The 12,684-nt window shown below is 62.6% G+C and carries 14 protein-coding genes; 5 read left to right on the plus strand and 9 right to left on the minus strand.

What is annotated here, in order from left to right:
- Position 1: 1 nt before the first annotated feature.
- Positions 2-1,534 carry an NADH-quinone oxidoreductase subunit M gene (gene nuoM / locus QQL85_RS22105; RefSeq protein WP_284356642.1) on the plus strand — a complete coding sequence of 511 codons (1,533 nt, stop codon included), beginning with the start codon at positions 2-4 and terminating at the stop codon, positions 1,532-1,534.
- A 7-nt stretch (positions 1,535-1,541) separates the two neighbouring features.
- A complete protein-coding gene (gene nuoN, locus QQL85_RS22110; protein WP_264360116.1) occupies positions 1,542-3,011 on the plus strand; it encodes an NADH-quinone oxidoreductase subunit NuoN in 1,470 nt (489 codons plus the stop codon).
- Between the two features lie 89 nt (positions 3,012-3,100).
- On the opposite strand, the gene QQL85_RS22115 is transcribed toward nuoN, so the two are convergent.
- Complete coding sequence (locus QQL85_RS22115) at positions 3,101-3,364, minus strand: ogr/Delta-like zinc finger family protein (RefSeq protein WP_284356641.1); 264 nt, start codon at positions 3,362-3,364, stop codon at positions 3,101-3,103.
- Between the two features lie 179 nt (positions 3,365-3,543).
- On the opposite strand from QQL85_RS22115, the gene QQL85_RS22120 reads away from it, so the two are divergent.
- Positions 3,544-3,936 (plus strand): helix-turn-helix domain-containing protein, encoded by a 393-nt coding sequence (locus QQL85_RS22120; RefSeq protein ID WP_284356640.1) that lies wholly within the window; start codon positions 3,544-3,546, stop codon positions 3,934-3,936.
- Here QQL85_RS22120 and QQL85_RS22125 read toward each other — a convergent pair.
- From QQL85_RS22125 to QQL85_RS22135, 3 genes are read right to left on the minus strand one after another with little or no spacing between them, the layout of a single operon-like run.
- Positions 3,933-4,295, minus strand: a complete 363-nt coding sequence (locus tag QQL85_RS22125; RefSeq protein ID WP_284356639.1) for a hypothetical protein — start codon at positions 4,293-4,295, stop codon at positions 3,933-3,935. The genes QQL85_RS22120 and QQL85_RS22125 overlap by 4 nt on opposite strands.
- Complete coding sequence (locus tag QQL85_RS22130) at positions 4,288-4,635, minus strand: head completion/stabilization protein (RefSeq protein WP_284356638.1); 348 nt, start codon at positions 4,633-4,635, stop codon at positions 4,288-4,290. Before QQL85_RS22130 ends, QQL85_RS22125 begins: the two co-directional genes overlap by 8 nt.
- An 11-nt stretch (positions 4,636-4,646) precedes the next feature.
- A complete protein-coding gene (locus QQL85_RS22135; protein WP_019470477.1) occupies positions 4,647-4,895 on the minus strand; it encodes a helix-turn-helix domain-containing protein in 249 nt (82 codons plus the stop codon).
- A 220-nt stretch (positions 4,896-5,115) separates the two neighbouring features.
- Here QQL85_RS22135 and QQL85_RS22140 point away from each other — a divergent pair, with 220 nt between their 5' ends.
- Entirely contained in the window at positions 5,116-7,188 is a 2,073-nt protein-coding gene (locus QQL85_RS22140) for a TonB-dependent receptor family protein (RefSeq protein ID WP_284356637.1), read from the plus strand.
- A gap of 53 nt (positions 7,189-7,241) precedes the next feature.
- Here QQL85_RS22140 and chrR read toward each other — a convergent pair whose 3' ends face one another.
- Positions 7,242-7,802 (minus strand): class I chromate reductase ChrR, encoded by a 561-nt coding sequence (chrR, locus tag QQL85_RS22145; protein ID WP_284356636.1) that lies wholly within the window; start codon positions 7,800-7,802, stop codon positions 7,242-7,244.
- Positions 7,803-7,959: 157 nt separating this feature from the next.
- On the opposite strand from chrR, the gene QQL85_RS22150 reads away from it, so the two are divergent.
- Positions 7,960-8,178: a hypothetical protein gene (locus tag QQL85_RS22150; protein WP_284356635.1), complete on the plus strand. Its 219-nt coding sequence runs from the start codon at positions 7,960-7,962 to the stop codon at positions 8,176-8,178.
- On the opposite strand, the gene QQL85_RS22155 is transcribed toward QQL85_RS22150, so the two are convergent.
- The 4 genes from QQL85_RS22155 to QQL85_RS22170 form a co-directional block, all read right to left on the minus strand.
- A complete protein-coding gene (locus QQL85_RS22155) occupies positions 8,162-10,411 on the minus strand; it encodes an Orn/Lys/Arg decarboxylase N-terminal domain-containing protein (RefSeq protein WP_284356710.1) in 2,250 nt (749 codons plus the stop codon). The two genes, QQL85_RS22150 and QQL85_RS22155, sit on opposite strands and share 17 nt — an antisense overlap.
- 173 nt (positions 10,412-10,584) lie before the next feature.
- Positions 10,585-11,343, minus strand: a complete 759-nt coding sequence (dnaQ, locus tag QQL85_RS22160; protein WP_284356634.1) for a DNA polymerase III subunit epsilon — start codon at positions 11,341-11,343, stop codon at positions 10,585-10,587.
- A gap of 51 nt (positions 11,344-11,394) precedes the next feature.
- On the minus strand, positions 11,395-11,841 hold the full coding sequence (gene rnhA / locus QQL85_RS22165; protein WP_016498736.1) for a ribonuclease HI: 447 nt from the start codon (positions 11,839-11,841) through the stop codon (positions 11,395-11,397).
- A gap of 15 nt (positions 11,842-11,856) precedes the next feature.
- Complete coding sequence (locus tag QQL85_RS22170; protein ID WP_284356633.1) at positions 11,857-12,630, minus strand: class I SAM-dependent methyltransferase; 774 nt, start codon at positions 12,628-12,630, stop codon at positions 11,857-11,859.
- Between the last annotated feature and the right edge of the window lie 54 nt (positions 12,631-12,684).

A 12,684-nucleotide genomic window follows, 5' to 3' on the forward strand; every position in this document is an offset into this window, starting at 1 on the left:
CATGATTTTGCCTTGGCTGATCCTGATCCCCTTCATCGGCGGCTTCCTGTGCTGGCTGGGTGAGCGCTTCGGCGCCACCCTGCCACGCTGGATCGCGCTGCTGACCATGTCCCTGCTGCTTGGCATCGGCCTGTGGCTGTGGGGCACCGGCGACTACACCCTGGCCCCCGCTCCGGGCGCCGAGCCTGCCTGGGCCGTGGAATACAAAATCCAGTGGATCCAGCGCTTCGGCATCAGCATCCACCTGGCCCTCGACGGCCTGTCGCTGCTGATGATCCTGCTTACCGGCCTGCTCGGTGTGCTGTCGGTACTGTGCTCCTGGAAAGAGATCCAGCGCCACGTCGGCTTCTTCCACCTCAACCTGATGTGGATCCTCGGCGGCGTGGTCGGTGTGTTCCTGGCCCTGGACCTGTTCCTGTTCTTCTTCTTCTGGGAAATGATGCTGGTGCCGATGTACTTCCTCATCGCGCTCTGGGGTCACAGTTCGTCGGACGGCAAGAAGACCCGGATCTACGCGGCGACCAAGTTCTTCATCTTCACCCAGGCCAGCGGCCTGATCATGTTGGTGGCGATCCTGGGCCTGGTACTGGTCAACTACAACACCACCGGTGTGCTCACCTTCAACTACAGCGACCTGCTCAAGGCCGAGCTGCCAGCCGGTGTCGAGTATGTGCTGATGCTGGGCTTCTTCATCGCCTTCGCGGTGAAGCTGCCGGTGGTGCCGTTCCACTCCTGGCTGCCTGACGCTCACGCCCAGGCACCAACCGCAGGCTCCGTGGACCTGGCCGGTATCTTGCTGAAGACAGCGGCCTACGGCCTGCTGCGCTTCGCCCTGCCGCTGTTCCCGAACGCCTCGGCCGAGTTCGCGCCGATCGCCATGACCCTGGGCCTGATCGGTATCTTCTACGGTGCCTTCCTGGCCTTCGCGCAAACCGACATCAAGCGCCTGATCGCCTTCTCCAGCGTCTCGCACATGGGCTTCGTGCTGATCGGTATCTACTCCGGCAGCCAACAGGCCCTGCAAGGCGCCGTGATCCAGATGCTGGCCCACGGCCTGTCGGCTGCCGCGCTGTTCATCCTGTCCGGCCAGCTGTACGAGCGCCTGCACACGCGTGACATGCGTCAGATGGGCGGCCTGTGGCACCGTATCGCCTACCTGCCAGCCATCAGCCTGTTCTTCGCTGCGGCCTCCCTGGGCCTGCCAGGTACCGGCAACTTCGTTGGTGAGTTCCTGATCCTGATCGGCAGCTTCGCGCATGTCCCATGGATCACCGTGATCGCCACCACCGGCCTGGTATTCGGTTCGGTCTACTCGCTGATCATGATCCACCGCGCCTACTTCGGCCCGGCCAAGGCCGACACCGTGCTGGCCGGCATGGACGGTCGCGAACTGATCATGGTGCTGGGCCTGGCGGTATTGCTGATCCTGCTGGGCGTGTATCCGCAGCCGTTCCTCGACACCTCTGCCGCCACCATGAGTGGTGTGCAGCAGTGGCTCGGTTCCGCTTTCACTCAACTCGCTTCGGCCCGGTAAGAGCGCTATGGAATTCACCACTCAACACTTCATCGCATTGGCGCCGATGCTGATCACCACCATCACCACGGTGGTGGTGATGCTGGCGATCGCCTGGAAGCGCAACCACTCGCAGACCTTCCTGCTGTCCACCGTGGGCCTGAACCTGGCCCTGCTGTCGATCCTGCCAGCGCTGAAGGTCGCGCCGCTGGCGGTCACCCCGCTGATCACCATCGACAAGTTCGCCTGCCTGTACATGGCGATCATCCTGGTGGCGACGCTGGCGTGCGTCACCTTGGCCCACGCCTACCTCGGCGAAGGCTCCAAGGGCTTCCCGGGCAACCGTGAAGAACTGTACCTGCTGCTGCTGATGTCGGCCCTCGGTGGCCTGGTGCTGGTCAGCGCCAACCACCTGGCCGGCCTGTTCATCGGCCTGGAGCTGCTGTCGGTACCGGTCTACGGCCTGGTGGCGTATGCCTTCTTCAACAAGCGATCACTGGAAGCCGGCATCAAGTACATGGTGCTGTCGGCAGCCGGTTCGGCGTTCCTGCTGTTCGGCATGGCCCTGCTGTACGCGGATGCAGGTAGCCTGAGCTTCGACCAGATCGGCAAGGCCCTGGCTACCACCAGCATGCCAAGCCTGGTGGCCCAGCTGGGCCTGGGCATGATGCTGGTCGGCCTGGCCTTCAAGCTGTCGCTGGTCCCGTTCCACCTGTGGACCCCGGACGTGTACGAAGGCGCCCCGGCGCCGGTCGCCGCCTTCCTGGCCACCGCCAGCAAAGTGGCAGTATTCGCCGTGGTCGTTCGCCTGTTCATGCTCTCCCCTGCTGCCAGCAGTGGCGTGCTGAGCACCGTGCTGGCGGTGATTGCCGTGGCATCGATTCTGGTCGGTAACCTGCTGGCGCTGACCCAGAGCAACCTCAAGCGCCTGCTGGGTTACTCGTCCATCGCCCACTTCGGCTACCTGGTCATTGCCCTGGTTGCCAGCAAGGGCTTGGCCCTGGAAGCCATGGGCGTGTACCTGGTCACCTATGTGATCACCAGCCTGGGTGCCTTTGGTGTCATCACCCTGATGTCCTCGCCTTACGGCGGCCGTGACGCCGATGCCCTGTACGAGTACCGCGGCCTGTTCTGGCGCCGTCCTTATCTGACCGCGGTACTGACCGTGATGATGCTGTCGCTGGCGGGTATCCCGTTGACCGCTGGCTTCATCGGCAAGTTCTACATCATCGCCACCGGCGTCGAGTCGCACCTGTGGTGGCTGGTCGGTGCCCTGGTGATCGGTAGCGCCATCGGCGTTTACTACTACCTGCGCGTCATGGTCACCCTGTACCTGGTCGAGCCGAACCTGCGTCGCCACGACGCCCCGCTGAAGTGGGAACAGCGCACCGGTGGCGTCATGCTGCTGGCCATCGCCATTCTTGCCTTCGTGCTTGGCGTGTACCCGCAGCCACTGCTGGAACTGGTTCAGCAAGCGGGCCTGCAATTGATCGGCTGATCGCTGCAACGCTCCGGTGAAACAAAACACCCCGCCTATGCGGGGTGTTTTTTTATCTGCACATTTTTTTGCCTGCCCGCAATGACGCCTCACTCAACCGGGTTGGCCAGGCCCGCCCCAGGCAGGGCAGCCTTGCGCAAATCACCGTTGGCTGAAGGCAGATAGACTTCCGGGTTGGGCATGCCACTGGGGGAGAGTTCGTGGGTCATTTCAAATTCGGCGCGCACTGACCAGCCACACGCCTCGGTGGTGCATTGCAAATAGGCGATCCGCAGGAAAATATGGCGCCCTTCGCTAGTACGTATACGCATCCGGCTGTGGCAGTGGGGGCAAACCAGCTTGTAAGTACTCACGACAAGTACCTGCTAGCATTGCCCAGGCTAGCCTGTGTGTAGGTATTGGCTGCAACTGTGGGTGTATTCTTCAATTTGATGGTTCTCATTGCAGAAATGCTCCTTAAAACGCAGGGCTGTATTCATAACGAGTAGTTTAAGCCCATGGAATATCATTAAACCAGTCATGGATATTTGTTATGAGTACTCACGTACTTGCTGCGGTGCTTACGCGCCTAAAGCTTCTAACCGGCGCAAACTCTGATGCCGAGCTATCCAGAGCGCTGTCCATCAGCCCGCAAACGCTGAGCAGCTGGAAGGTTCGCGATAGCATTCCGTACTCACTCTGCGTAGACCTAGCCAGGCAGCATGCATGCTCACTGGATTGGCTACTGCTGGGTGACGTGGATCAACACCCGACAACCCAACGTGAAACAGGCTGGGAGTGCGAGATGCTCGAACGGCTACGATCGTTATCATCAAGCGATCGCCAGGCCATCCTGCTGCTCATCAAGGACAAGCAGCGCATCCAGCAGCTGGAACAGCAATTGAGCGAGCTGAACAATCACCTGCCCAACGCCGTCAGCGGCTAACCCCGACGGCGCCAACGCTGGATGAGTTCGCGCGGGTCGAGCGTGTCCAGCCAGACCATGACCTTGAGGCTGATGGGGATCACCACCACGGCGGCCACGAATGCCGCCATGCCTCGGGTCAGCAAGGGCGCCAGCGAGGAAACCAGCGGCTCGAACAGGTGGCCCACGCCCACGGTCACGAACACCAGCAGCAGCTTCTTGCCAAGCGTCAGGCGCCGGGAAGCATTGGTGACCAACCGGTCTCGCGCCGCACTTACCAACAGCGCCCCCAGCAAGGCCGCGAACAATACGCTGCCGTCCACGCCCAACAGTTCAATCAGCGCCGGGGCCAAGCGGTCGATAAAGGCATTCTCAGGCATGGGCAGCACTCCGACGGGAAGTCGGCAGGTACGCGCTCGTGCCAAGGCTGTACATGATCGCGGCTTCGACAAAGCGGATGTAGCACACTCGCAATGCGCGCCCCTGGTCATGCCCGGCCACATCTTCAAGGCGCTTGTAGCCCCGCTCTCGCAGCACCGCGCGCCAACGCGCGAACTCACGTGCAGCATCAACCGCGGCGCAACGTGCAGCCACCTCCAGCGCGGCTTCACTGACGGGCCGCTGAAAGTTCAGGCGCTCGCGCAATCTGTCCAGGTCTACGCGTGGCCAGAACGGGTCATGGCTATCGGCATAACGTGGCAGCAAAGGACCGTTGCTCATGCCTCCCCCCCTCACTGCTCAGCCAGCATGCCGTAGCGAATGGCCTTGATCACCGCCGCCACGCGGGTAGGCACATCGAACTTGCGCAGGATATTGGACACATGGAAGTTCACCGTCGATTCCTTGCACTCAAGGATACGGCCGATCTCCCACGAGCTCTTGCCATAGGCACACCACAACAGCACCTGCCGTTCACGTGGCGTCAGGCGAACCGGGGCGTCCGCCGGGGGTTGCTGCGGGTGTCGTGCGTTGTCAGTCATGCTTGTACTCCACGGGTGATTGAGCGGGGCATCGCTGCCGATCTGCAGTCACCTTACGAAGGGCACACCGCCGCTCTCCACCGCTGTGGCTTGTAAAGAACTTTCGTACAAAACCGTCTGACGAAGGTTACGCAAGATTTGCTGACTTTCTTCGTGCTCCAAGCGGCATTTCGCTCGTCTCAACGCCGTTGTCCATTCGCCTTTCGCCTGGAGTCGTACAATGCGTTCCGATTTACCCCTCTCGTCCTGCCTCGGCCTGCTGGCTGCCTTGACTGCTGCCCAGCCCGCCCTGGCAGCATCCTCGGTCGAACTGGGCCAGGTGCTGATCACCGATGAGGAGCAGAACGAACTGACGGCAGCCAGCGAACGCCTGCGCGAAGTACCAGGCGCCAGCAACCTGGTGGACATGCAGCGCGTGGGGCAAGGCCGGGTGGCCAGCAACCAGGACGTGCTGGCCTACCAGCCAGGGGTATTCGCCCAGTCGGCGGGTAACGACGGCATCAAGCTGTCCATCCGCGGCTCGGGTATCAACCGCGCGCCAGGGGCCCACGGTTCCGGGGTATACACGATGTTCGACGGCCTGCCGCTGACCGGCCCAGGCGGCACGCCCTACGAGCTGTTCGAGCCGCTGTGGCTGAGCCGTGCCGAAGTGCTGCGCGGTGCCAATGGTTTCGACCACGGCGCGCTGGCCCTGGGTGGCGCCATCAATTACGTCACCCACACCGGCTACGACGCCGCACCGCTGCAGGTGCGCTACGAAGTTGGCAGCCGTGGTTACCAGCACCGGCACATCAGCTCAGGGCAGGTCCTGGGCAACCTTGATTACTATGTGGCCCTGACCGATTCAGAATACGACGGCTACCAGGCGCACAGCAGCGGCAGCGCCAAAGGCATTGCTGCCAACGTCGGCTACCGCTTCAACCCCAACCTGGAAACCCGCTTCTACCTGCGCTACCGGGAAACCGAAAACGAGCTGGCCGGCCGCCTGACCAAGGACCAGATCAAGCACCACCCGCGCGCGGCCAACCCGGCTTACCTGGCCCGAGATGACAGCCGCCCGCAACCGGGCAGCACCTGGGTCGGCAACAAGACCACCTTCTACCTCGACGACGATGCACGCCTGGAAGCCGGCCTGGTCTACCACGACTATCCGATGGACCTGCGTGAAGGCCCGATGCGCCTGAAGGTGGCCTACACCGATGTCAGCGGTACGCTGAACTATGTGCGCCGCGACACCCTGTTCGGCCACGAGAGCAAGACCACTGTCGGCTGGCGTACTACCAAGCACCTGCCCAACAGTGGCGCGTCACAGTTCGCGCGCAGTGGTGACATGTTCGGTCCACGCACCCGCGACTTCACCTACCAGGGCTCGGACACCGTGCTGCATGCCGGCAACGACCTGGAGCTGGTCCCTGACCTGTGGCTGACCACGGGTCTTGCGATGATCTACACCCGCCGCGAAAGTGACGTGACCTACCCGGCCGAAGGCGGCAAGGTGAGCATGCATGACTGGGACTATGCGCCGCGCCTGGGGCTGCGCTACGACATCCGCCCGGACCTGCAGGTGTATGGCAACCTGAGCCGCTCGGTAGAACCGCCACACCCGTGGTCGCTGATCTGGAGCTCGCCAAGCGTAGGCGGCAAGCAGATCCAGCCGATCGAGATGCAGAACCAGACCGCCACTACCCTGGAAGTGGGCGCGCGTGGCGACTCGGCGCTCGGCCGCTGGGACCTGGCCTGGTACTACTCGCAAGTGCGCCACGAACTGCTGGCCGTGGAAGTAGTGCCGAACTTCACCTCCGAATTCAACGCCAGCGCGACCGTGCACCAAGGCGTGGAGGCCGGCCTCGACAGCACCCTGTGGGAACACACCGGTACTGGCAAGCTGAGCCTGCGACAGGCGTACACCTTCAGCGACTTCCACTACCGTGATGACGACACGTTTGGCGACAACCGCCTGCCCGGCATCCCCATGCACTACTACCAGGCCGAACTGCGCTATGACTGGCCGAGCGGGTTCTATGCCGGGGTCAACACGCAAATGGCGTCGAAGGTGCAGGTGGACTACGCCAACAGCTATCACGCCGATGAATATGCCTTGCTCGGCGCGCGCCTGGGATGGGACTCGCCGAAGCAGGACTGGCAGACCTGGCTGGACCTGCGCAACCTGACCAACAAACGCTATGCAGCGACGGTGACGCCGGCCTACAACGATGCCGGCAAGGACAATGCCCGTTCGACGCCGGGCGAAGGCTTCGGCGTGTACGCAGGGGTTTCCTATAGCTTCCGCTAAACAGCAGGGGCCGCTATGCGGCCCCAATGAAACCAGCCCCGAATGAGCAGGTATCAAACCGCCCTGTTCAATTTCACCCACGAAGCAAACTTGTCGACAAACGCCTGTAAAAACGGTCGGGTCTTGTCATTGAGCTTGCCAGTGTCCTCGAACAGGCTCGCAGCCCCGCCAATGTAGGCTTCAGGCATCTGCATGCACGGCATGTCGAGAAACACCAGCGACTGACGCACGGCATGATTGGCACCAAAGCCACCAACGGCTCCCGGCGACACACTCACCACCGCCGTCGGCTTGCCACTCCACGCGCTTTGCCCGTAGGGCCGCGAGCCCACGTCGATGGCATTCTTCAGGCAGCCTGGCACCGAGCGGTTGTATTCAGGCGTGACGAACAGCACGGCATCACTGCGGCGGATCTCGTCGCGAAAACGCTTCCACGCCTCTGGCAGCGCTTCGGCCTCGACGTCTTCGTTGTATAACGGTAGATCACCAATTTCGACGATCTTGAGGGCAAGACTGGGCGGCGCCAGCTCCGAAAGTGCGAGAGCGACCTTGCGGTTGTAGGACTCCTTGCGCAAGCTGCCAACGACAACCGCTACCGAATACACCTGGCTCATGGCGTTTTCCATCCTTTGCTGGGTAAAGGGACGTAGTAGTTATAGATGACCGCTCCTCGGCACTTTGGTTTTTTTTCCGCAATGCGAAAACTTCCGAGGCAGTTCCACGGTCTATGCCTTCAGACATTTCTTACGTAATTCAGAGGTTTCCACCCAAATGGCAGCAGTAATGGTCGGCCAATTCCACGCCCGTGACGCCGAAGGCCGTATCTACCCCGTGCACGAGTTCCAGGAGTCCACCCTGCAACTTGACGGCAGCACGCTGGGCGCCCCCATCACCTCCTACCGCCTGGCCATCGGCGACAAGGTCAACCACCTGGGTGAAAACCGCTTCGAACTGGCACGCAGCGGCGTCGAGATCATTCGCATTCCGTGATGCAATCCACGGTGTAGCGGCCGCTCTCGTTCTGCAGGCCATGCACATCGGCGACAAATCCGGGGAAGCCCTGGTTGAAGGCCCGGGCGAACGCCAGGTAGTCGACTATCGAGCGGGTCGCCTCGGTGAACCGCTCCCCCGGCATGATCAATGGAATGCCGGGCGGGTACGGCACCAGCATCACCGCCGCCACTCGCCCCAACAATGCCTCGATCGGCACCGCCTCCACCTCACCACGCACCATCTGGTCATAGGCCCGAGCCGGGCTTACGGCCACCTCCGGTAAACGCGTGAACAGCCGCTTCAATTGCTTGGCCGTCGCATTGGTGCGGTAACAGCCGTGCAACTGGTCGCACAGGTCACGCAAGCCCATGCCCAGGTAACGTGACGCATCGGCAGCCACCACACTTGGCAGGCAGTTGCTCAGGGCCGTATTGCCATCATAGTGGCGTTTGAACTCCAGCAACTCGGTCAACAACGTGCTCCACTTACCCTTGGTGATACCCATGGAGAACAGCACAAGGAAGCTGTACAGGCCGGTTTTCTCCACCACCAGCCCCCGCTCCCAGAGAAACTTGCTGACCACCGCCGCCGGGATACCGTGCTCGCCCAGCGCACCGCCCGCGCTCAGGCCCGGCATTACCAGGGTCACCTTCAGCGGGTCGAGCAACACATAATCGTCCACCACCTCGCCAAAGCCATGCCACTCCGCCCCCGGCTGCAGCAGCCAGTCCTGCGCAGCCAGGCGTTGAATACCTTCGGCGCTCGGCGGCTGCCAGATACTGAACCACCAATCGTTCGCAGCAAGGTGCTCGCGCAAGTTGGCCAGGGCGCGGCGAAAGCTCAGTGCCTCGTCGAACATTTCTTGCAACAGCGACCGCCCCGCCGGCCCCTCCATCATCGTAGAAGCCACGTCCAGCGAGGCGAGGATGCTGTACTGCGGCGAGGTCGAGATATGCATCATGAACGCTTCGTTGAAGCGGTCACGGTCCAGTTGGCGTCTGGCCCCGTCCTGCACATGGATCATCGAAGCCTGGCTGAACGCCGCCAGCAGTTTGTGGGTGGAATGGGTGCTGAACACCAGCGGGCTGTCCTCCGAGCAGGCAGTGCCCATGGCATAGCGCCCGGTGAAAAAGTCATGGAACGCCGCATAGGCAAACCAGGCCTCGTCGAAATGCAGCACCTCGACACTGCTGCCCAGGGTCTGCTTGATCAGCCCGGCGTGGTAGCACAGCCCGTCGTAGGTGGAGTTGGTCACGACCGCCAGCTTGATGCGCGGCTCCCGGTCACGGGCGAGCGGGTTGGCCTGGATCTTCGCCTGGATGGCCTCAGGGCTGAACTCGCTGAGCGGGATCGGGCCGATGATGCCCAGTTCGTTGCGCTCCGGGCACAGGTACAACGGAATGGCGCCCGTCATGATGATCGCGTGTACCACCGACTTGTGGCAGTTGCGGTCCACCAGCACCAGGTCGTCACGGCCGACCATGGCGTGCCAGACGATCTTGTTGGCCGTAGAGGTGCCATTGATGACGAAAAAGGTGTGGTCCGCACCGAAGTTACGCGCAGCCCTGGCCTCGGCTTCCGCCAAGGGGCCGGTGTGGTCAAGCAGCGAACCCAGCTCCGGTACGGAGACGGACAAGTCCGAGCGCAGGGTGTTTTCGCCGAAGAACTGATGAAAGGCCTGGCCCACCGGGCTTTTATGGTAGGCCACACCGCCGCCATGGCCCGGCGTGTGCCAGGAATAGTTGGATTGCGCGGTGTGCTGCACCAGCGCCTTGAAGAAAGGCGGCAACAGGCCATCGAGGTAAGTGTGTGCGGCACGCGCCACCTGGCGGGCGAGAAACGGTACGGTGTCTTCGAACAGGTACAGGATGCCGCGCAGCTGGTTGAGCTCGCTCATGGCTTCGGCGGGGGCGTTTTCCAGGGTGACCTGTTCACCCAGGGCGAAGATCGGCAGGTTGGGGGCACGCAGGCGGGCCAGGCGGATCAGCTCGGCCATGTTCTGCAACAGGTGGGTATTTTCGCCGGCGCCTTCTGCGGCGATCAGCATGCAGGCCAGGCCGTGGTGGGTGGCGGCGACCAGCCGCGCTTCGGCGTGGTCGGCGGCGGCGAGGATGGCGAAGCCGTCCTGGCGCAGTTCCTCGGCAATGCCCCTCACGCGCTCGCCGGCGACACTGTCAGCCTTGATGGCGCGGTGGACGATGAGGATCGGGAACTTGAGGTCCTTGTACATCAGGTGGCTACCTCCGAAGGACATGGCGTCCATTTCAGGGTAGTTGAACCTATGTTTTCAGGGCCGGCCTCTTCGCGGGCAAGCCCGCTCCCACAGGAACCCCACTCGCTCAGGCTTTGTGGGATCCCTGTGGGAGCGGGCTTGCCCGCGAAAGGGCCGGTACAGGCAGACAATCAGCCAGCAGGTGTCTCGGTAAGAGACTGCCACATGGACGGCCCACCCGCCGACTTGGCAACAGCCGCCAACCGCTCGGCATGCGCCTCCAGCTCTTCGGCACTGGCCATGATCACCCGCCCCGGCGCACGCCCGGTAATACGGCGAATCTCGCTGCCCCCACTGCCGTGCCCATCACCCTCGGCATCAGCACCGTGCCCAGCCAGCGACAGGCTGGTCTGGCCACCGGTCATCGCCAGGTAAACGTCTGCCAGCAGTTCCGAGTCGAGCAGTGCGCCGTGCAGTTCACGGCCCGAGTTGTCGATGTCGTAGCGTTTGCACAGCGCATCGAGGCTGTTGCGCTGCCCCGGGTGACGCGAACGTGCCAACAACAGGGTATCGAGGATGGTGCAATACTGCGAAGCGTCCGCACGGTCGTGCTGACCGAGCAAGGCAAATTCGTTGTTGATGAAGCCAACGTCGAACGCCGCGTTGTGGATGACCAGCGTGGCGCCCTGGATGAACTCGAAGAACTCCTCGGCGACATCGCCAAAGCGTGGCTTGCCGACCAGGAAGGTATCCGTGATACCGTGGACGTTGATAGCGCCCTCGTCACTCTCACGGTCCGGCTGCAGGTAAACGTGGAAGTGCCGCCCGGTCAGGCGCCGGCCAATCACCTCGACACAGCCGATCTCGATGATCCGGTGGCCTTCGCTGACCGGCATACCCGTGGTTTCGGTATCGAGAATGACGAACCGTTTATCTTGCTGCTGCTCCACGCGGGGCGCTCCAACTTGCATCAGTTACAAAGGCCGCAATTGTACCCCAGCTCAACGCTGGGCGCGCACTTCGTCCACGCCACGGTTGGCCAACTGGTCGGCGCGTTCGTTGCCGGGGTGGCCGATGTGGCCGCGGACCCACTTCCAGCTCACCTTGTGGCGGTTGACCTGCTCATCCAGCTGCTGCCACAGGTCGGCGTTTTTCACCGGTTCCTTGGCAGCCGTCTTCCAGCCGCGCTTCTTCCAGTTGACCATCCACTCGTTGATGCCCTTCATCACATACTGCGAGTCCGTGGTCAGCACCACCTCGCACTCACGCTTGAGCGACATCAGGCCCTGGATTGCCGCCATCAGCTCCATGCGGTTGTTGGTGGTTTCACGTTCGCCGCCCCACAGTTCCTTCTCGACGCCCTTGTAAATCATCAGGACCCCCCAGCCACCTGGGCCAGGGTTGCCTTTGCAGGCACCATCGGTAAACATTTCGACGCTATCGCTCATGTACCACTCTTGAATTCAGTGCTTGTCAGTTTCAGGGTTGGCCGCCGTGCGGTTCACCTTGGCCAGTGGCAGCGGCAACAGCTTGCCCATCGGCTCGCGGCGCTCCGGGCGCAATGGCCTCAGGCCGACTACCATCTTGCGCGCTACCAGCAGGTACACCCCGCCACCGGCGCTTTGCCAGCCGCCGGCCAGCCGCTCCCAGCCCTCCAGGCGTTGCTGCCAGGCCGGTGAGGCAAGCGGCGGACGATAGCACCCGAAGCGGCGTTTCTCCAGCGCGAAGCCCAGCAGGTTGAGCCAGTCGCCCACCCGTGACGGCGAGATGCAACGGGCCTTGCGCAAAGCCCCATGGCTGAAGAAATGGCGCATGCCCCAGCTGCTCCATGGGTTGATCCCGACGATCAGCAAATGCCCACCCGGACGCACGGCACTGGCGGCCTCGCGCAGCAGCCCATGGGGCGACAGGCAAAAGTCCAGGCCATGCTGCAACACCACCACGTCGGCGGCATGCTCGCTCAACGGCCAGGCCTGTTCCTCGCAGACAATCTCCACCCCTGGCAGCGGCGCGCCGAGGCGCACATTGCGCTGCACCTGGGGCGCGCTCGGTGGCGGCTCGGCACAAGGCCCGTAATGCACGAGGTAGCCGCCGAAGAAGCGCCCGAGCTCTTCTTCCAGCAATTTTTCCTCTTCCTTGAGCATCAGTTGGCCGAGTGGGCCATTGAACCACTCACGGGCCAGGCTGATCAGCTCGACCCAGTCCGGGTCGGCCTGGGCAAAGGCTTGGTCGGTCATTGCGCTCTCCCTCGAAGGTTCTCCCACCGCGCCATCGCGGCTAAGATGCCCTCA

Source organism: Pseudomonas putida (genome assembly GCF_030159595.1).
Classification (GTDB): domain Bacteria; phylum Pseudomonadota; class Gammaproteobacteria; order Pseudomonadales; family Pseudomonadaceae; genus Aquipseudomonas; species Aquipseudomonas putida_AC.